Annotated in this window: 22 protein-coding genes; 11 read left to right on the top strand and 11 right to left on the bottom strand. The window is 71.7% G+C overall.

Annotated features, from left to right (window positions below):
• Positions 1-56: 56 nt before the first annotated feature.
• A complete protein-coding gene (locus SHK19_RS09765; RefSeq protein WP_322457188.1) occupies positions 57-710 on the top strand; it encodes a class F sortase in 654 nt (217 codons plus the stop codon).
• A gap of 14 nt (positions 711-724) precedes the next feature.
• Positions 725-1,129, top strand: a complete 405-nt coding sequence (locus SHK19_RS09770; protein ID WP_322938531.1) for a VOC family protein — start codon at positions 725-727, stop codon at positions 1,127-1,129.
• Here SHK19_RS09770 and SHK19_RS09775 read toward each other — a convergent pair.
• From SHK19_RS09775 to SHK19_RS09785, 3 genes are read right to left on the bottom strand one after another with little or no spacing between them, the layout of a single operon-like run.
• A complete protein-coding gene (locus tag SHK19_RS09775) occupies positions 1,116-1,700 on the bottom strand; it encodes a TIGR03086 family metal-binding protein (protein ID WP_322938532.1) in 585 nt (194 codons plus the stop codon). The two genes, SHK19_RS09770 and SHK19_RS09775, sit on opposite strands and share 14 nt — an antisense overlap.
• Positions 1,697-2,200, bottom strand: coding sequence for an SRPBCC family protein (locus tag SHK19_RS09780; protein WP_322457185.1), 504 nt, complete (start codon positions 2,198-2,200; stop codon positions 1,697-1,699). The genes SHK19_RS09775 and SHK19_RS09780 overlap by 4 nt, the downstream gene beginning before the upstream one ends.
• A complete protein-coding gene (locus tag SHK19_RS09785) occupies positions 2,197-2,586 on the bottom strand; it encodes an ArsR/SmtB family transcription factor (protein WP_322938533.1) in 390 nt (129 codons plus the stop codon). Before SHK19_RS09785 ends, SHK19_RS09780 begins: the two co-directional genes overlap by 4 nt.
• Positions 2,587-2,773: 187 nt before the next feature.
• On the opposite strand from SHK19_RS09785, the gene SHK19_RS09790 reads away from it, so the two are divergent.
• The gene (locus SHK19_RS09790; protein WP_322938534.1) at positions 2,774-3,445 is read left to right on the top strand and encodes a Type 1 glutamine amidotransferase-like domain-containing protein; all 672 of its coding nucleotides are present in this window, start codon (positions 2,774-2,776) and stop codon (positions 3,443-3,445) included.
• Between the two features lie 65 nt (positions 3,446-3,510).
• Here the strand turns inward: SHK19_RS09790 and pdxR are convergent, their stop codons facing one another.
• On the bottom strand, positions 3,511-4,839 hold the full coding sequence (gene pdxR / locus SHK19_RS09795) for a MocR-like pyridoxine biosynthesis transcription factor PdxR (protein WP_322938535.1): 1,329 nt from the start codon (positions 4,837-4,839) through the stop codon (positions 3,511-3,513).
• Between the two features lie 68 nt (positions 4,840-4,907).
• On the opposite strand from pdxR, the gene SHK19_RS09800 reads away from it, so the two are divergent.
• Both SHK19_RS09800 and SHK19_RS09805 read left to right on the top strand, forming a co-directional pair.
• Positions 4,908-5,588 carry a pyridoxamine 5'-phosphate oxidase family protein gene (locus SHK19_RS09800; RefSeq protein WP_322938536.1) on the top strand — a complete coding sequence of 227 codons (681 nt, stop codon included), beginning with the start codon at positions 4,908-4,910 and terminating at the stop codon, positions 5,586-5,588.
• The gene (locus SHK19_RS09805; RefSeq protein ID WP_322938537.1) at positions 5,585-6,910 is read left to right on the top strand and encodes an APC family permease; all 1,326 of its coding nucleotides are present in this window, start codon (positions 5,585-5,587) and stop codon (positions 6,908-6,910) included. The genes SHK19_RS09800 and SHK19_RS09805 overlap by 4 nt, the downstream gene beginning before the upstream one ends.
• Here SHK19_RS09805 and SHK19_RS09810 read toward each other — a convergent pair.
• The 5 genes from SHK19_RS09810 to SHK19_RS09830 all read right to left on the bottom strand — a co-directional run bounded on the left by SHK19_RS09810 (position 6,842) and on the right by SHK19_RS09830 (position 10,221).
• The gene (locus tag SHK19_RS09810) at positions 6,842-7,240 is read right to left on the bottom strand and encodes a hypothetical protein (protein WP_322938538.1); all 399 of its coding nucleotides are present in this window, start codon (positions 7,238-7,240) and stop codon (positions 6,842-6,844) included. The two genes, SHK19_RS09805 and SHK19_RS09810, sit on opposite strands and share 69 nt — an antisense overlap.
• Positions 7,227-7,421 carry a helix-turn-helix transcriptional regulator gene (locus SHK19_RS09815; protein WP_322457178.1) on the bottom strand — a complete coding sequence of 65 codons (195 nt, stop codon included), beginning with the start codon at positions 7,419-7,421 and terminating at the stop codon, positions 7,227-7,229. Before SHK19_RS09815 ends, SHK19_RS09810 begins: the two co-directional genes overlap by 14 nt.
• Before the next feature lie 207 nt (positions 7,422-7,628).
• Positions 7,629-8,342, bottom strand: a complete 714-nt coding sequence (locus SHK19_RS09820) for an NUDIX hydrolase (protein WP_322457177.1) — start codon at positions 8,340-8,342, stop codon at positions 7,629-7,631.
• Complete coding sequence (locus tag SHK19_RS09825) at positions 8,339-8,914, bottom strand: isochorismatase family protein (RefSeq protein WP_322457176.1); 576 nt, start codon at positions 8,912-8,914, stop codon at positions 8,339-8,341. Before SHK19_RS09825 ends, SHK19_RS09820 begins: the two co-directional genes overlap by 4 nt.
• Positions 8,911-10,221: a nicotinate phosphoribosyltransferase gene (locus SHK19_RS09830; RefSeq protein ID WP_322938539.1), complete on the bottom strand. Its 1,311-nt coding sequence runs from the start codon at positions 10,219-10,221 to the stop codon at positions 8,911-8,913. The genes SHK19_RS09825 and SHK19_RS09830 overlap by 4 nt, the downstream gene beginning before the upstream one ends.
• 99 nt (positions 10,222-10,320) lie before the next feature.
• Here SHK19_RS09830 and SHK19_RS09835 point away from each other — a divergent pair, with 99 nt between their 5' ends.
• Both SHK19_RS09835 and SHK19_RS09840 read left to right on the top strand, forming a co-directional pair.
• Entirely contained in the window at positions 10,321-11,790 is a 1,470-nt protein-coding gene (locus SHK19_RS09835) for an N-6 DNA methylase (protein WP_322938540.1), read from the top strand.
• The gene (locus SHK19_RS09840; protein WP_322938541.1) at positions 11,787-12,149 is read left to right on the top strand and encodes a VOC family protein; all 363 of its coding nucleotides are present in this window, start codon (positions 11,787-11,789) and stop codon (positions 12,147-12,149) included. Before SHK19_RS09835 ends, SHK19_RS09840 begins: the two co-directional genes overlap by 4 nt.
• 105 nt (positions 12,150-12,254) lie before the next feature.
• Here the strand turns inward: SHK19_RS09840 and SHK19_RS09845 are convergent, their stop codons facing one another.
• The gene (locus tag SHK19_RS09845) at positions 12,255-12,767 is read right to left on the bottom strand and encodes a TOPRIM nucleotidyl transferase/hydrolase domain-containing protein (RefSeq protein ID WP_322938542.1); all 513 of its coding nucleotides are present in this window, start codon (positions 12,765-12,767) and stop codon (positions 12,255-12,257) included.
• A 55-nt stretch (positions 12,768-12,822) separates the two neighbouring features.
• Here SHK19_RS09845 and SHK19_RS09850 point away from each other — a divergent pair, with 55 nt between their 5' ends.
• From SHK19_RS09850 to SHK19_RS09865, 4 genes are all read left to right on the top strand, one after another.
• Positions 12,823-13,818 carry an ABC transporter ATP-binding protein gene (locus tag SHK19_RS09850; protein WP_449867067.1) on the top strand — a complete coding sequence of 332 codons (996 nt, stop codon included), beginning with the start codon at positions 12,823-12,825 and terminating at the stop codon, positions 13,816-13,818.
• Positions 13,818-14,633, top strand: a complete 816-nt coding sequence (locus tag SHK19_RS09855; protein WP_322457171.1) for an ABC transporter permease — start codon at positions 13,818-13,820, stop codon at positions 14,631-14,633. Before SHK19_RS09850 ends, SHK19_RS09855 begins: the two co-directional genes overlap by 1 nt.
• A gap of 70 nt (positions 14,634-14,703) precedes the next feature.
• The gene (locus SHK19_RS09860; RefSeq protein ID WP_322457170.1) at positions 14,704-15,528 is read left to right on the top strand and encodes an ABC transporter permease; all 825 of its coding nucleotides are present in this window, start codon (positions 14,704-14,706) and stop codon (positions 15,526-15,528) included.
• A 13-nt stretch (positions 15,529-15,541) separates the two neighbouring features.
• Positions 15,542-16,120: a DM13 domain-containing protein gene (locus SHK19_RS09865; protein WP_322457169.1), complete on the top strand. Its 579-nt coding sequence runs from the start codon at positions 15,542-15,544 to the stop codon at positions 16,118-16,120.
• On the opposite strand, the gene ligD is transcribed toward SHK19_RS09865, so the two are convergent.
• The gene (gene ligD / locus SHK19_RS09870; RefSeq protein ID WP_322938543.1) at positions 16,121-17,689 is read right to left on the bottom strand and encodes a non-homologous end-joining DNA ligase LigD; all 1,569 of its coding nucleotides are present in this window, start codon (positions 17,687-17,689) and stop codon (positions 16,121-16,123) included.
• Between the last annotated feature and the right edge of the window lie 2 nt (positions 17,690-17,691).

Below are 17,691 nucleotides of genomic sequence, written 5' to 3' on the forward strand. Positions count from 1 at the left end.
AGGGCGCGGCGCCGACAGTGGCCCACAATGGGAACCTCCGCCCCACCCGAGGTGCCATGAACCGCCGCCCGACCTGGATCGCGACCGTGACTGCCGCGGTCGTGCTGGTGGCGTGCGGGCTCGCCTGGTGGCTGCTGCGCTCCGATACCGGCTCCGGCCCGGCGCCCGACGCGTCGCCGTCGGCTGCCGCCTCCCGCTCGGCCGAGGCGGCGCCGACCATCGGGCCCGAGCCGGGTCTCTGCGACCGTGAGGTCGAGGAGCCGTTCACGCCCCACCGGATCGCGATCGAAGGGGTGGTCGACCGCGCCGAGGTGGTCGGGGTGGCCCGCGACGACCGGGGCGTGACCGGGGTGCTCCCGATCAGCAACAAGGCCGACGTCGCCTGGGACCTCGGCGGCATCCGTCCCGGCAGTCATCGGGGCAACGTGCTGCTCAACACCCACACCTGGCCGGACGGCTCGGCCCTCGGCAACGCCCTGCTCGACAGGCTCCGGGAGGGTGATCGGATCGTTCTGCGCGGGAGCAACGGCGTGCGTCAGTGCTACGAGGTCACCCGGGAGATCGAGGTGCTCGCGAGGGCGGGCTACCCGCCCTACTACCGGACCGACGGGCCGCACCAGGTCGCGATCATCGTCTGCTCCGGCACCCGGAGCGCCGCGGGGGAGTGGAGCCACCGGACCATCTGGTTCGCGCGCCCGGTGCGCACGTGAGGCACGATGGGGCCATGACCAGTGAGCTCGTTCCCTACCTCTGCGTGGCGGACGCCAGGACCGCCATCGACTGGTACGTCGACGTGCTCGGCGCGGACGTCGTCTACGACCCGATCGTGATGCCCGACGCCCGGGTCGGGCACGTCGAGCTGGCGATCGACGGGGCGCGCTGGATGATGGCGGATCCCTTTCCCGAGATGGGGGTCGAGCCACCGTCACCGGATCGAGGGACGGCGGTGAGCCTGCACGTCACGGTCCCGGACGTCGATGGGCTGTGCGCGGCCGTGACAGCGGCGGGCACCACGCTCGACCGCGGGCCGGAGGACAGTCCGCCGGTCGGCCGGGTCGCGGTGTTCCGTGACCCGTTCGGGCACCGGTGGTTCCTCAACCAGCCTGTCCCGGGCGTCACCCAGGCGTAGCCGGACGCCACTCCGGGTCGCGGCCGATGAAACCGAGCAGCTTCGTCTGCCAGTCCGCGTCGTCCGGGACGGGCACGCGGGCGCCGTACTGCCCGCTCTGGCGCAGCACCTCCTCCATCGGCACCATGCCCTCGTAGAGCTCCCGGCAGCGGTCGACGTCGAGCCGGTCGTCCTGGCCGGTGGCTCGGGCCAGGTCCCAGGTGTGCATGAAGACGTCGTTGGTGTAGAACCGCGAGACCGCCTGGGGGAGCGGCATCTCGGGCAGGTGGGGATGGGCGAACGTCGTCGTTGAGTTGGCGGGGTCGTCGAGGACGGCCTGCACCGCCGCCGCGTGCTGCTCCCAGGCCCCGATCGGGTCGTCATCGACCGACGGTCCCGGCTCGAGCTTGATGTCCGACCCGCCGGCAAGGAAGTGGGGGAACCACTCCACCAGGTGGCGTACGACGTCGCGGGCCTGCCATTCCTGCACGGGGCTCTGCGCGTCCCACGCGTCGCCGGCCACGCCGCGCACCCGCTGGGTGAAGGTGCCCGCGATGGTCCGGTGCCCCTCGGCCGGGTCGGCGGGGATCACGTGTCCGACCCCTGGAGGCCCGCGAGGATCTCGTCGAGCGCGGCGTACCCCTCGTTGATGCCGACCTCCATGCCGCTGGCCATCATCCCGGCCTGAGCCTCCATCGACTCGACGACGGACAGGATCTCGAGCCGGGTGCGCCCGTCGCCGAGGTCGTGGAGCTCGAGGGTCTCGAGGGCGACCGCGTCCGGCATCTCCTCGAACCCGAAGGTCTGCACGATCTTCTGGTTCTCCCAGACCCGGTGGAACGAGCCGTAGAAGCGGGCGACCTCCTCGCCGTCGCGCAGGGCGGTGTAGCGGTACTCGCCGCCGGTGCGCACGTCCCACGTCTCGATGTCCATGTCGATCGACCGCGGGCCCATCCACTGCTTCACGAGCTCGGGATCGACGTGGGCGCGGTAGACGAGCTCGACCGGAGCGTCGAACTCGCGCACGATCCGGACCGTGGGGATGTTCGGGTCGGCCTCGATGAGGGTCTCGGGGTGGGTCTGGGTGTTCATCCTGCTGCTCCCTTGTGCTCGTTCTTGTCGGTGTCTGTCCTGGCTGTGCTGTCGTCCCGGCTCTGGAGCCGGTCGAGGAGCGCGTCCAGCCGCTGATAGCGCTCCTCCGCCTGTTGGCGGTACCGCTCGATCCACTTCGTCATCAGGTCGAAGACCTCCGCATCCAGGTGCACCGGGCGCCGTTGGGCGTCCCGGCTTCGGCTGACCAGGCCGGCTTCCTCCAGCACCTGGATGTGCTTGGAGACCGCCTGCAGTGAGACGTCGTACGGCGCTGCCAGCTCGCTCACCGTCGCGTCGCCGGCCGCCAGCCGGGCGACCATGTCGCGCCGGGTGGGGTCGGCGAGCGCGGAGAAGACCCGCGACAGCCGGTCCTCGTGTTCAACCATGCGGTTGAGTACAGCACGGGGACGGCAGCGTTGTCAACCGTTTGGTTGAGTACGCCTCGGCGGCTGTGAACGGCGAGGGTCTCGGCGCCCTCACGTGAAAGTCGCCCTCACGTTCACCGATGAGTTCCCCGCTGGTTCGCGGTCGGTACGCCGTTGCCCAGACCGCACTCAACCGAGGAGGCACCCGTTGAAGCTCCTACTCACCTCTGGCGGGGTCACGAACGCGAGCATCGAGAAGGCGCTGATCGAGCTGCTGGGCAAGCCGATTGCCGAGTCCGATGCTCTCTGTGTCCCGACGGCGCAGTGGGGGCACCCGAACCCGATGTGCGGTCCCGCTGGCGTGCGGGATTTCGTCGTCGGTGAGCCGCCCCGGCTCATGGCCGGCATGGGCTGGAAGTCGGTGGGCGTGCTCGAGCTCACCGCGCTGCCCACCATCGGCGAGGAGCGGTGGGTGCCCTGGGTTCGGGAGGCCGACGTGTTGCTGGTGGACGGTGGGGACGCGACGTACCTGTGCCACTGGATGCGAGAGTCAGGATTGGCGGAGCTCCTGCCGTCACTGCCGGCCAAGGTCTGGGTGGGATTGAGTGCCGGCAGCATGGTGATGACGCCGCGGATCGGTGCCGAGTTCGTTGAGTGGCCGTCGGCGCCGGATGACCGCACGCTGGGTCTCGTCGACTTCTCGATCTTCCCCCACCTGAATCACGAGATGATGCCGGAGAACACCCTGCCCGTGGCTGAGAAGTGGGCTGAAGGGATCGATGGTCCGGCGTACGCCATCGACGACCAGACAGCCATCGTGGTGGCAGATGGCGCGGTCGAGGTTGTTTCCGAAGGGCAGTGGAAGCTACTGCACCCCTAGCTCGGCGAGGGAACGGGCGAAGCAGTTCCGGCACAGCGACATCCCTTGATGAACCTGCAGCGCCATCAACCTTTGAGGCCGCGGGCCATCGCCGCGAGCGCGCGATCCAGCTCGGCGTCGGTGACGCCGCCGAAACCGACGACCAAGCCGCTCATCCGGTTCGAGCGGCAGTAGTTGGCGATCGGAGCGACCTCGAAGCCGGCGTCGCGCGCGGCGGCGACCGCCCGGCGCACGGCGGGGGCGGGGAGCAACCAGGTCGAGTACATGCCGGCCGCGGGACCGGCCGGTTCGCCGTACGGCGCGAGCACCTCGGCCACCCGCGGAGCTCGGTCGGCGTAGACCCGCCGCGCGGTGCGCACCACCTTGTCGACCCAGCCCTCGCGGAGCAGGGCCAGCAGGGCGCGTTGGGCGGGCCAGGAGGGCATGTCGTAGGTGTGCTCGCGATGCTCGACGAGAGCGGAGAGGAGTCCCGGGGGAGGGACCATCCACCCCACCCGCAGGCCGGGACCGACCGACTTGGACGCCGTGCCGAGGTAGGCGACCCGGGTGCGGTCGAGGGAAGCGAGCGCCGGGATCGGCGCGACGTCGTAGCGGAACTCGGAGTCGTAGTCGTCCTCGACGACGAACGCGTCGTGGTCGCGCGCCGCGGCGAGGAGGGCGAGTCTGTCGGTTGCCGGCATCACGTAGCCGAGCGGGTGCTGATGGGCCGGGGTGACGTACGCGGCGGCCAGCCCCGGCATCGCGATCGGGCCGGTCGGCGGCAGGTCGACGACGTCGCGGCCGGCGACGCGGACGCACTCGACGGCTGCGCGGTAGCCGGGGTCCTGCACGCCGATCGGGCCCGGCGGCAGGTGGGGGAGCAGCTGGCGGAGGCCGTCGGTCGTGCCGGAGGTGAGGAGCACCTCGTCCGGGTCCACGGTCAGCCCTCGGGTGCGGCCCAGCCGCTCGGCGATCGCGTCCCGGAGCTCGACGATGCCGCGCGAGTCGGGATAGCCCAGCGGCGGTGTCGCCGCCGAGACCTCCCGCCAGGCGCGTCGCCAGCCGGCCGCGTGGCGCGGGTCGACCCACGGCGATCCGAGGTCGAGCGAGATCAGGTCCGGAGTGGTCGGTCGGTGGACGCGCCGCCGGGCGGCGGCCTGCGGAGCGCCACCCGAGGCCACGAAGGTGCCGGCTCCCTGCTGGGCGGTGACCCAGCCCTCGGCGAGCAGCTGGTCGTAGGCCTGCTCGGTGACCGACCGGGCCACCCCGAGGTCGGCCGCCAGTGCACGGGTGCTCGGGAGCCGGTCGCCGGGCGCGAGGGTCCCGGCGACGACGAGGTCGCGGACCTGCGTCGACAGCTGGACGCCGAGAGGCTCGGGCTGGTCGCGGTCCAGTCGGACCGGAAGCGTCTTCATGAGTGTCCTGTCAGAATCGATGAAAAGTGGCCCGTGACCACAGGCCAATACTTCGACAGGCTAGTCCCATGTCCATCCTGTCGCCCACCCAGCGGACCACCGTCACCCGGGAGACGAAGCGCGCCGTCGCGGGGCGGAGCCGGATGCTGGCGCTTCTCGGCGATGCCCTCGTCGCCCACCTCGGTGTCGTCGTGGTCCGCGACGGCGTGACCCATCCGGTGGTGCTGCCGATCGCCTTCGCCGTCGACCCGGACGGACCCGACGCCGACGGCACCCTCTACCTGCACGGCTCGACCGGCTCCGGCTGGCTGCGTTCCGCCCTCGACACCGACGTGTGCGTCACCGTCACCGAGCTGGACGGGCTGGTCGCCGCGCGGAGCGGGTTCAGCCACTCGATGAACTACCGATCGGCGGTGGTCATCGGCCGCGCGCGCGTCGTCGACGACCCGGCTGAGCGGGCTCACGCGCTGGACCTGATCGTCGACCACATGATCCCGGGTCGGGCCGCGACGCTCCGGCCCCCGACCCGCAAGGAGCTGGCCGCGACCGCTGTGCTCGCGCTCCCGCTGCGGGAGGCCTCGATGAAGGAGCGCGCCGGCGGTCCCGAGGACGAGCCCGAGGACGTGGCCTCCGGTGTCTGGGCGGGCCACATCCCGCTGCAGCGGGTCGCGCTGCCCCCGGTCAGCGCGCCCGACTCCCACGACGAGGCCCCCGTCGACGTCGTCGCGCGCGCGGAGGCGCTCGGATGAAGGCGCCGGCCGAGGGCGGCTCGCTGTCGGTCCTCCAGGGCACGGCGCTGACCCTGGCGGCGGTGCTCGGCACCGGCGTGATCTCGCTCCCCGCCCTCGCCATCGACGCAGCCGGCCCCGCGTCGCTCGTCGCGTGGGCGGCGCTGCTGCTGATCTCGGTGCCGTTGGCGGCGACGTTCGCGGCACTCGGAGCGCGCCACCCCGACGGAGGGGGCGTGTCGACGTACGCCCGGCTCGCGTTCGGTGAGCGAGCGGCGACCATGGTCGGTTGGGGCTTCTTCCTCGCGATCCCGATCGGGGCGCCGGTGGCGGCCGGCTTCGCCGCGTCGTACGTCGCCGACGCGGTCGGCGGCGGGCGGACGACCGAGGTCGTGGTGACCGCCGCAGTGATCGTGGTCGTCGCGGTCATGAACTGGATGGGCATCCAGGTGTCGGCCCGGGTGCAGCTCGGCATCGCCGCCGTGATCGCGACCCTTCTGCTGGTCGCCATCGTCGTCTCGCTGCCGCGGGTCGACGTCGACAACCTGACGCCGTTCCTGACCCACGGCTGGTCGGGCGTGGGGGCGGCGGCCGCGCTGCTGGTCTGGGCGTTCGCGGGGTGGGAGATCGTCAGCTCGCTGTCCGCGGAGTACCGCCACCCCCGTCGTGACATCGGCCGCGCCACCGCGACGACGCTCGCGGTGGTGACCGTGCTCTACCTCGGGATCGCGTTCGTGACCGTCGCCGTGCTGGGCGGCGCGGCCGGGCGGGCGCCGCTGGCCGACCTGCTGGCCGGCGCGTTCGGAGACTGGGCGCGACCGCTGACCACGGTGATCGCGGCGCTGCTCACCGTGGGCGCCATCAACGCCTACTTCGCGGGTGCGTCCCGGCTAGGGGCATCGCTGGCGATCACCGGCGCGGCGCCGCGGTGGCTGGGTTCCGACATCGGCGACGGTCGTCGTACGCCGCGGCACGCGCTGGCGTTCGTCGCCGGCCTGGGTCTGGTGGTGACCGTGGGCGAGGCCGTCCTCGGGCAGCCGACCGACGCCACGCTGCTGGTCACGACGGGGACGTTCGCGCTCGTCTACGTCGTCGGGACGGCGGCCGCCGTACGGCTCCTGCCCGGCGGCTGGCCCCGCGTCGCGGCGATCGTGTCGTTCGTCGCGTCGGTCGGGCTCGTCGTGCTGACCGGTCCCGCCGTGCTGCTGCCCATCGCGACCGGGCTGGCCGGGCTGTGCTGGACGCTGCGCCGGCCCTCGAGGGCGAGGGTCGCGTCAGCGGCGGAACCGGAGCCACACCAGGGACGCGACGTAGGCGAGGCCGCCTACTGCGCCGAGGGCTGAGTAGGGCTCGCCGTCGTTGCCGCGGGCGATCTCGACCACGAACATCACCAGCACCGCCGCGATGACGCACATGCCGGCGAACATCGTCGCGGAGCGGTCGATCGAGGTGATCCGCTCGTCGCGCCGGTCCAGGAGACCCCGGGCGGTCTCGCTCCATCGCGCGGCGACGACGAAGACGACCCCCGCCGCGAGCATGGTCAGCAGCCCGGTCACGGCGAACGCGGTGTCGTCGCCGACGAGACCGGCGACCAGATAGGCGATCCCGATCGCCACCGCCGTCGCAGGGACGATCCAGTAGGTCAGGGTCCGCTGGGACTCACGCGTCGACATCGAAGACCTCCTCGACGGTCGCTCCGAAGTGTCGCGCCAGGCTGATCGCCAAGGGGAGCGACGGCAGGTAGCGGCCGTTCTCGATCGAATTGATGGTCTGCCGCGACACGCCCATCGCCGTCGCCAGGTCGGCCTGGGACAGGCCAGCCTGGGTCCGGAGGGTGCGCACGCGGTTCTGCATATGACAAGTCTGCTTGACACACGATCCGATGTCAAGGTTGCTTTACATCGTTCGTTGAATCGGGGGAGTTTGCCCGGCGAGTCCGGCCGATTCGACGGGCCAACCAGGCCGATTCGACGGGCCGACCGGGCCGATTCGACGGACGGACCGGGCCGATTCGACGGGCCGACCAGGACGATTCGACGGGCGAAGGAGGCCGATTCGCGGTCAGCCGCGGACCATCGGGGGTTGTACGACGGTCGCGGGGCCGCGGCGGTAGAGGAGGGCGCGGCGGCCGCCGGAGCCGGTGGGGGAGCCGTGCGCGTCGGTGGGGATCACGAAGCCCTCGGTGCCGAGCACCTTGCGACGGAAGTTGCCGAGGTCGGGCGGGGTGCCCCAGACGGCGGTGTAGACCCGGCGGAGCTCGGGGAGGGTGAACGGCTCGGCGACGAACTCGGTGGCGAGAGTCGTGTACTCGAGCTTGGCGCGCACCCGCTCCCGGGCGTCGACCAGGATCTGCCGGTGGTCGAAGGCCAGCTCGGGAGCCTCCTCGGCGGCCGCGCCGGTGGGCTCGAGCAGGTCGTCGACGACCCACCAGCGGGCGTCGGCGGCGTCGGTGCCGGCGGTCGGCTCCGGGAGGTCCGGCGCCAGCGCGACGTGGGCGACCGAGACCACCCGCATCCGCGGGTCGCGGTCGGGCGCGGAGTAGGTCCGCAGCTGCTCGAGGTAGCCCGGGAACCTCTCCACCCCGGTCTCCTCGTGCAGCTCCCGCCAGGCCGCCTGCTCGGCGTCCTCGTCGGGCTCGACGAAGCCTCCGGGCAGGGCCCACTGCCCGGCGTACGGCTCCTCGCCCCGCTCGACCAGCAGCACCGACAGCGCGCCGTCGCGGATGGTGAAGATCGCGAGGTCGACGGCGACCGCGAACGGCGGGTGCTCGCTCATACGGCAACACCTGCTTCTTCCATCTCAGTGAGCGCCGCAGCGCTGGTCTCGGCCGCAACGCCGGCGTGCAGTCCGTCGAGGAGGCGTACGGCGAAGCCCTCCCGCCGCGCGTCGAGCGCGGTCGCCCGCACGCAGTAGTCGGTGGCGATCCCGGTGACCTCGACGTCGGTGACGCCGGCGGTGCGCAGGACGTCGGCGAGGGCCGCACCGTCGTCGGTGACGCCCTCGAACGCCGAGTACGCGGGGACGCCCTGCCCCTTGCGGACGTGGTGGGTGACCGCGTCGGTCACCAGCTCAGGCGCGTAGTCCGAGCCGGGTCCGTCCGAGACGCAGTGGACTGGCCAGGTCGTGACGAAGTCCGGCTCCTCGCCCGGTGCGGCGAAGTGGCCGCTGTTGGTGCCGTGGCCGTGGTGCCAGTCGCGCGACGCGGCGATCACGGCGTAGTCGTCCGCGTGCGCCGCCAGGTGCTCGCTGATCCGGGTCGCGACGTCGCGCCCGCCTGCGACGCCGAGCGAGCCGCCCTCGACGAAGTCGTTCTGCACGTCGACGACGATCAGTGCCTTGGTGGTCATGCTGTCTCCTCCTCGGTGGATGCGGCAAGGACGGTGAGGTACGGCGTGCCGGCGGCGACCGACAGCGCCTCGGGTGGCAGTCGGCGCAGTGCCGCCGCGGTGGAGGCCCGGATCTCCTCGGGGTCCGGCGCGTGGACGGTGGCCCCGCCCCGCATGACGGGGACCTGCACGCGCTGGGCGCCGGCCGGCGCGGTCGTCCCGGGCACGGTGAAGCACTCGCGGAGCAGCAGGCCGGCGTCGTCGTACTCCCGCCAGGCGGTCTTGTGGCCGCCGACCGAGACCTTGTCCTTCGACTTCTTCGAGACCGGTCGGAGCGGTCCGCCGACGTCGTCGCTGACGGCGACCAGCTTGTAGACCATGCTCGCGGTCGGGTGACCCGAGCCGGTCGCGACCCGGGTGCCGACGCCGTAGCCGTCGATGGGGGCGTCGGCCAGGGCGCTGATCACGAACTCGTCGAGGTCGCTGGTCGCGACCACGCGGGTATCCGTCGCGCCGAGCTCGTCGAGCAGGGCACGCGCCTTCGCGGCCTCGTCGGCCAGGTCGCCCGAGTCGATCCGCACCGCGCCGAGGGCGGGCCCGGCGACCCGGACCGCGGTGCGGATGCCGTCCGCGATGTCGTAGGTGTCGACGAGGAGCGTGGTGCCGGCGCCCTGTGCCTCGACCTGGCTGCGGAAGGCCGCCTCCTCGCTCTCGTGCGCGAGCGTGAACGCGTGCGCCGCAGTGCCGACGGTCGGGATGCCGTAGCGCAGGCCCGCGGCCAGGTTGCTGGTCGACGCGAACCCGGCGAGGTAGGCGGCACGGGCAGTGGCGATCGCCGCCTGCTCGTGGGTACGACGGCCGCCCATCTCGATGATCGGTCGGCCCGCCGCGGCGGTGACCATCCGAGCCGCCGCCGACGCGATCGCCGTGTCGTGGTTGAGCACGCTCAGGACCAGTGTCTCCAGGACGATGCACTCGCCCAAGGTGCCGCGGACGGTCAGCACCGGGCTGCCGGGGAAGTAGAGGTCGCCCTCGGGATAGGCGTCGATGTCGCCGCCGAACCGGAAGTCCCGCAGGTACGCCGCGGCCCCCTCGCCGACCACCCCCTGCTCCGTCAGCCAGGCGACGTCGTGGGCGTCGAACGTGAACGCCTCGATCAAGGGGAGCAGCCGTCCGAGCCCGGCGAGCACGCCGTACCTCCGACCCTCGGGCAGGCGCCGCGCGAAGACCTCGAACACCGCGCCGTGGCCCGCCGAGCCGTCCCGCACCCACGAGTCGAGCATCGTGAGCTCGTAGCGATCGGTCAGCAGCCCGGTGCGTTCGGTCACGGTTGCGCCCCTCGTTGTAGTCAATCTGACTATAACACACGACCCCCGGTGGTCGAGGACGTCGCGCAGCGACCGTCTCGAGACCCGTAGCCTTCGGACGTGACCATCGAGCGGGAGCGGGCGGAGTCGCTCGCCACCGCCTACGAGGACCGGCTCGCCGTGGACCTGACCGACCGACGACGGGCCCGGGGTGCGTTCTACACGCCACCGGACCTCGTGGGCTGGATCCTCGACCACGCCCTGGCCCCGGCTACGACCCGGGTGCTCGACCCGGCCTGCGGGACCGGCCACTTCCTGGTCGCGGCGGCCCGACGGCTCGGCGACGTGCGGGCGGTGCACGGCTCGGACCTCGATGCCGAGGCGGTCCGGATCGCCCGGCTGCGGCTGCGGGCCGAGGACCCGACCGTCCCGCTCGAGGAGATCGAGTCCCGGGTGCGGGTCGCGGACGGGCTGACGGCCTGGGAGGACGCGACGTTCGACGCCGTCATCGGCAACCCCCCGTTCCTCGGCCAGCTCAAGCGCCGGACGGCGGGCCAGCGCGGCGGACTTGCCGCCTACACCGATACGAGCGCGGCGTTCCTGCACCGGGCGCTCGATCTCGTCGTGCAGGGCGGCACGGTCGCCCTGGTCCAGCCGCTCTCCGTGCTCGGTGCACGCGACGCCGGACCGGTGCGCGAGCGGGTCGCCGAGCTCGGGGCGGTGACCGACCTCTGGGTCTCGGACCGGCCCGTCTTCCGCGGCACGTCGGTGCTCGCTTGCGTGCCCGTCGTGCGGAGCGGAGCGAGCGGTGGACCCGGTCCGGACCAGTGGGGGCGGCTCGCCGCGCCGTCCTTCGGGATCCCCGCCGTCCAGCTGGCAGCAGGCGCGGGGCGGGTGGGCGACCTGGCCGTGTGCACGGCGGACTTCCGGGACCAGTACTACGGGCTGGTGCCGCACGTCCGCGACGGCGGCGCCGGCGCGCCGCTCATCACCAGCGGCCTCATCGAGCCCGCCGCCTGCGACTGGGGCAGCAGGCCGACCCGCTTCGCTCGGCAGCGGTACGACGCGCCGGTGGTCGACGTCGCAGCCGTCCGGGCGGGTCCGCTCGGCTCCTGGGTCGATGCCCGGCTGGTGCCGAAGGTGCTGGTGGCCGGTCAGGGGCGGGTGATCGAGGCGGTGGTCGACGAGCGCGGGGAGTGGCTGCCGTCGGTGCCGGTGGTGACCGTGGTCCCGCACGACGCGAACGACCTGTGGCGGGTCCTCGCCGTGCTGCTGGCGCCGCCGGTCGTCGCGGACGCCGCCGCCCGCTACGTCGGCACCGGCCTCACGCCGGGCTCGGTCAAGGTGAGCGCGCGGCAGCTGGCAGGGCTGCCGCTGCCGGCGGACCAGGGGGCCTGGGCGGCCGGCGCGGAGCTCGCCCGGCGGGCGCAGCACGGGAGCGTCGCCGACCGGCCGGCCCTGCTGTCCGCGGTCGGCGAGGCGATGACGGCGGCGTACGGCGCCGGTGCGGCCTCGTTGGACTGGTGGCGCGCGCGGATCGGTCGCGGCGCCGATGAGTCTCCGGGGCGTCGCCGGTCGGCACCGGCATGAGCGAATTCCTCGAGGACGGCGTGGAGCTGTTCGCGACCAGCTGCGTGAGCGACTACGCCGCCGCCTACCCGTGGTGGGAGCGGCTGATGGGCGGCCCGCCGACGTTCAAGGCCCACGAGACGGAAGCGGTCTGGGAGGTGGCGGCGAGCCGCTGGCTCGTCGTCGAGGAACGGCCGGAGCGCGCCGGCTACGGGTCCGTGACGATCTTCGTGTCCGACCTCGACGACCGGGTGGCGGCGATCTCCGGTCGGGGGATCGAGCCGAGCGAGCGGGAGACCTACGACAACGGCGTGCGGAAGATCATCTACCGCGACCCCGACGGCAACGAGATCGGCTTCGGCGGCAGCCCTGCTGATTGATTGGCGCGAGCGTGTCGCGAACGGTGCATGCCGCACGGCCCATCGCAAGCTCGGGCCGCGGGCTGCGCACCGCGCGGCTTCGCCGCGGCGCGACACGCTGCCGCGCTACGACACGGCGGTCAGCACCCCCGCCAGCGGCGCGGGCACCCGCGTCGGCTCGAGCGCGGCGGTCAGGAGGGCGGCGTACTTGTCCTTGCGGCCGCTCGTCGTGCCCCAGAAGCGGCGCAGCACCGCGTCCTGCGGACGTGTCCGGTGGAAGGGCTGGTTGAGCAGGATCCGCCACGCGTCGAGGTCACCGGCGGCAGCGACCACGTCGAGGACGGCTGGGATCCCGAGCGCGCGGACCAGCTCGTCCTCGAGGTCGGCGTCGCACACGAACCGCGCGACATCGCCGTCGTGACCGGCGAGGGTGCGGTCGACGTACGTCGTCTCGCCGGCGTCGTGCAGCACCGCCACCGTGCGGTCCCCGGTCAGGTCGGCGAGGTGCCGCCGGAGGTTCGTGATGCCGCCCATGCTCACGACGTCGACGCCGCCGAGGTCGTGGCCGAGCCGACCGGCGAGGGTCAGGAGGGCGGTCCGGTCGCTGTCGCCCTCGACGAGCACGAGGGAACGGGGCATCGAACGCAACGATATTCGAGGGCCTCTGTCGCCGTCGGTCCCTAGGATCGGTCGAGTGAGCGAAATCCTCTCGGACAGCACGGCGGCCACCGCGGGGGAGACTCCGCAGCCGGACGACGCGATGATCACCGCTCGCGGGCTGCGGAAGGAGTTCCGCCAGGCTTCCGGCGACACGTTCGAGGCGGTCAAGGGCATCGACCTCGACGTGCGCAAGGGTGAGGCGTTCGGCCTGCTCGGCCCCAACGGCGCCGGCAAGTCGTCGACCCTGCGGATGATCGCCTCGGTGTCGCCGATCAGCGGCGGCGAGCTGCGCATCCTCGGCATGGACCCGGCCGTCGACGGTCCGGCGATCCGCGGCCGGCTCGGCGTGTGCCCGCAGGAGGACAACCTCGACCAGGAGCTCAACGTCTTCGACAACCTCTACATCTACGGCCGCTACTTCGGGCTGCCGAAGCAGGTGGTGCGCGAGCGGGCCGGGGAGCTGCTGGAGTTCGCGAAGCTCACCGACAAGGCGAAGTCGAAGGTCGAGGAGCTCTCGGGCGGCATGAAGCGGCGGCTCACGATCGCCCGCTCGCTCATCAACCGCCCCGACCTGCTGCTGCTCGACGAGCCGACGACCGGCCTCGATCCGCAGGCCCGCCACGTGCTGTGGGACCAGCTGTTCCGGCTCAAGCACGCCGGAGTCACGCTCGTGCTGAGCACGCACTACATGGACGAGGCCGAGCAGCTGTGCGACCGGCTGGTCGTCATGGACAAGGGCGTGATCGTCGCCGAGGGTGCGCCGCTCGAACTGATCCGGATCCATTCGACCCGCGAGGTGGCCGAGCTGCGGTTCGGCGCCGGCGAGCACGCCGACCATGCCGAGGTGATCGGCGACCTCGGCGAACGGGTCGAGGTGCTGCCCGACCGGCTGCTCGTCTACACCCACGACGGCGAGGAGGTCGTGGCCAAGACCCACGAACGCGGCCTGCAGCCGCTGGCCACGCTCGTGCGACGCTCCACGCTGGAGGACGTCTTCCTCCGCCTCACCGGCCGGACCCTGGTCGACTGATGGCGGCGATCCCGCTCCCCGCGCCGCGCGACCTCCCGTTCAAGGAGGGCGTGCTGCGGCAGGTCGACTACTGGGCGACCCTGTGGGCGCGCACCTGGCGCGGAGTCGTGGTCTCCTCGTTCCTGTCGCCGTTCCTCTATGTGCTGGCGATGGGCGTGCTGCTCGGCGGTTTCGTCGAGGCAGAGCCCGACACGCTGGAGGGGGCGACGTCGTACCTCGCCTTCGTCGTGCCCGGCCTGATCGCGTCGCACGCGATGCAGACCGCGGTCTCCGAGACCACCTGGCCGGTGATGGGCATGATCAAGTGGCAGCGGATCTACGAGTCGATGCTCGCCACTCCGCTGCAGCCGCGCCACGTCGTGGGCGCACACCTGGCTTCTGTCGCGCTGCACCTGACTGCGACGTGTGCGCTGTTCACGGCGGTGATGGCGCCGTTCGGCGTCTACGAGTCGTGGTGGGGGCCGTTCCTGGCCTTCGCGTCGCAGGTGCTCTGCGGGATGACCTTCGCGACCCTGGTCTACGCCTTCGCCACCCGAAGCCGGTCGGAGGAGAGCTTCGGTGTCCTGTTCCGGCTCGGCGTCTTCCCGCTGTTCCTCTTCTCGGGGGCGTTCTTCCCGGTGAGCAACCTCGGTGACGTCGGCTCGTGGCTGGCGCGGCTGACGCCGCTGTGGCAGGGCGTCAACCTGTCGCGGATGTTCGCCCTCGACAACGTCACCTGGTGGCTGGCCGGCGTCAACGTCGCCGTCCTCGTGGTGCTGATGCTGCTCGGGTGGCGGTGGTCGGTCTCCGGCCTGACGAAGCGGATGATCACATGATTCACCCCACGGACTTCTTCGCTTCCCCCGCTTCGCTCCTCCAGCGAACAACTCCGCGGGGACCCCGAAAATGACCGCGCCCCAGACGACACAGCTGCTCGAGTCCGACACCACCCAGGTCCATCCACTCGGCCCGGGAGCCGCCACCGGGCTGCTGGTGCTGCGCAACTACGTGGTCTACCGCGATGCGTGGAAGCTCTTCATCACCGGGTTCCTCGAGCCGGTCTTCTACCTGCTGTCGATCGGCATCGGTGTCGGTGCGCTGGTCGAGGGCTTCGAGGTCGGCGGCAAGGAGGTCTCCTACGCCACCTTCGTGGCGCCCGGGATGCTCGCCGCGTCCGCGTTCAACGGCGCGCTGCTCGACTCGACGTTCAATGTCTTCTTCAAGCTGAAGTACACCAAGCTCTACGACCAGATGCTCGCCACACCGCTCTCGACCGGCGACATCGCGCGCGGCGAGATCGCCTGGGGACAGCTGCGCGGGTCGTCGTACGCCGCGATGTTCCTGGTGGTCATGCTCGCGATGGGACTGATCGAGTCGTGGTGGGCGGTGCTCGCGCTGCCGGCGGTGCTGCTCATCGGCTTCGCGTTCAGCGCGGTGTGCATGGCGGCGACCACCTGGATGCGCAACTTCCAGGACTTCGACAAGATCACCCTGGTCCAGCTGCCCCTCTTCTTGTTCTCCGCGACCTTCTTCCCGGTCGACACCTACTCGGGCCCGGTGCGCTGGATCGTCGAGTGCACGCCGCTCTACCGCGGCGTCGTGCTGTGCCGGGAGCTCACGACCGGCACGGTGTCGGTCGCCTCGGCGGTTTCGGTCGTCTACCTTCTGGTCATGGGTGTAGTGGGCCTGATGGTCGTACGCCGGCGGCTCGACACCCTGCTGCTGACCTGAGGAGGGGTGGCCGATGAGCCGCAAGAAGGCGATCTGGCTGAGTGTCGGCGTCGTGTCCCTCGTGGTCGTCGTGGTCGCGCTGCTGCTCTTCCAGCCGTGGCTGCTCCTCATCGACGACGAGGTCGACGAGGCCGATGACGCCGGTGAGGTGGTCGGCACGGCCTCGGACGGTCTGTCCCAGACCGCGTTCCCCAGTGACCAGGCCGGCGACCAGGAGGGGGACGAGCCGCGCCGGGTCGAGCTGGCCGCGGCGGAGTTCATCGACGCCGAGCACGGCACCTCCGGCCGGGCTCTGCTCTACCTCCGTGAGGACGGCAGCCGCTACCTGCGGCTCGAAGGCTTCGAGACGTCCAACGGCCCCGACGTCCACGTCTGGATCACCGACCAGCAGAGCGGCGGCGACTGCGAGGGCTGCAGCGACTCCTGGGGCATCTACGACGACGGCGACTACGTGAAGCTCGGCGCGCTCAAGGGCAACATCGGCGACCAGAACTACGAGATCCCCGACGACGCGGATCTCTCCGGCATGAGGTCGGTCGTCATCTGGTGCGACCGGTTCAACGTCGCCTTCGGCACCGCCGCGATCGCCTGATCAGCTGATCTCGGGCAGGTCCTGCTCCACGCCGAGCAGCGCGCGGAACGGGTCGCCGCGGTCCTCGATCCGGTCGAGGACGGTGCGGATCGTCCACCGGTCCGGTCGCAGGTCGGGATCGTCGAGCTCGGCCCAGCCGATCGGCACGGAAACCGGCGCACCCGCCGCCGGACGCGTCGAGTACGGCGCCACCAGCGTCTTGTTGATCGCGTTCTGGGTGTAGTCGAGGCGGGCCAGGCCGCCGCGGGCCTTCTTCTCCCACTTCCAGCTGACCAGGTCGGGCAGGACCTTGCCGACGGTCTTCGACAGTCGCTCGGTCCATGCCCGGGTCTCGTCGAAGGTGTAGCCGGGGCGGATCGGGATCCAGACCTGGATGCCACGCTTGCCGGTCACCTTCGGTCGTCCGACGACACCGAGATGGTCGAGCGCTGTCCGGTGCAGGCGGGCGAGGTCGAGCAGCTCCTCCCACGAGGTCCGCTCACCCGGGTCGAGGTCGATCAGGGCGTACGTCGGCTCGTGCATCGCCGACGTCCGGGACGTCCACGGGTGCCACTCCAGCGCGCCGAAGTTGGCAGCCCAGAGGAGCGCGGCCGGCTCGTCGACCACGAGGTAGGTCGTCGTCTCGCCGGGGTCCGCCTCCGGGTTGTCCCATCGCGGCAGCCACTCCGGCGCGTGCTTCGGCAGCTCCTTGTGCCAGAACCCCTTCTTCCCCGCGCCGTCGGGGAAGCGGTTGAGGTTGATCGCGCGGCCCTCGAGGTAGGGAAGCGAGAACGGCGCGATCCGCGCGACGTACGCCAGCAGCTCGCGCTTGGTCACCGGCGGGTCGCCGGGGAACAGCACCTTGTCGAGGTTCGTGACCTTGAGCTGTCGGCCGAAGACCTCCCAGGTGCCCTGCTTGCCGAGCCCCTCGAGTGCCGCGATCGCCTCGTCGTCCACCGGCTCGGGGAGCATCGACACCTCCGCCTCGTCGGCGGGCGCGCCGGACCGCCAGATCCGATCCGGGTCGTCCTTCACCTCGTCGTTGGTGCGACCGGTCAGCACCGAGCGCGGGTGCTCCTCGGGGTCCCAGCCTGGCACGGCGTGCTCGTCCTTCTTGTGCATGAGCAGCCACTGCTCCTTGTCGCCCGACTTGTCGTCGCGCCGCACCAGCACCAGCCTTCCGCGCAGCTTCTCACCGTGCATCTCGGCGTGCAGCTCGCCCTGCTCGAGGGCCTGCGCCGGGTCCTCGGTCTTCGCCGGCTCCCAGGTGCCGGTGTCCCAGACGATGACGTCGCCGCCGCCGTACTGTCCGCTCGGGATCACGCCTTCGAAGTGCAGGTACTCGATCGGGTGATCCTCGACGTGCACCGCCATCCGCTTGGTCTTGGGATCGAGGGTCGGCCCCTTCGGAACCGCCCAGCTCACGAGCACTCCGTCGATCTCGAACCGAAGGTCGTAGTGCAGCCGGCTCGCGCGATGGCGCTGGACGACGAACCGTCGCTCACCGTTGCCGCGGGCCGCGTCCGCACCGGCGGGCTCCGGCGTATGACCGAAGTTCCGCATGCGGCGGTACGGCGCGAGGTCGCCCATGC

The organism is Nocardioides bizhenqiangii, assembly GCF_034661235.1.
In the GTDB taxonomy this organism is placed as follows: Bacteria; Actinomycetota; Actinomycetes; order Propionibacteriales; family Nocardioidaceae; genus Nocardioides; species Nocardioides bizhenqiangii.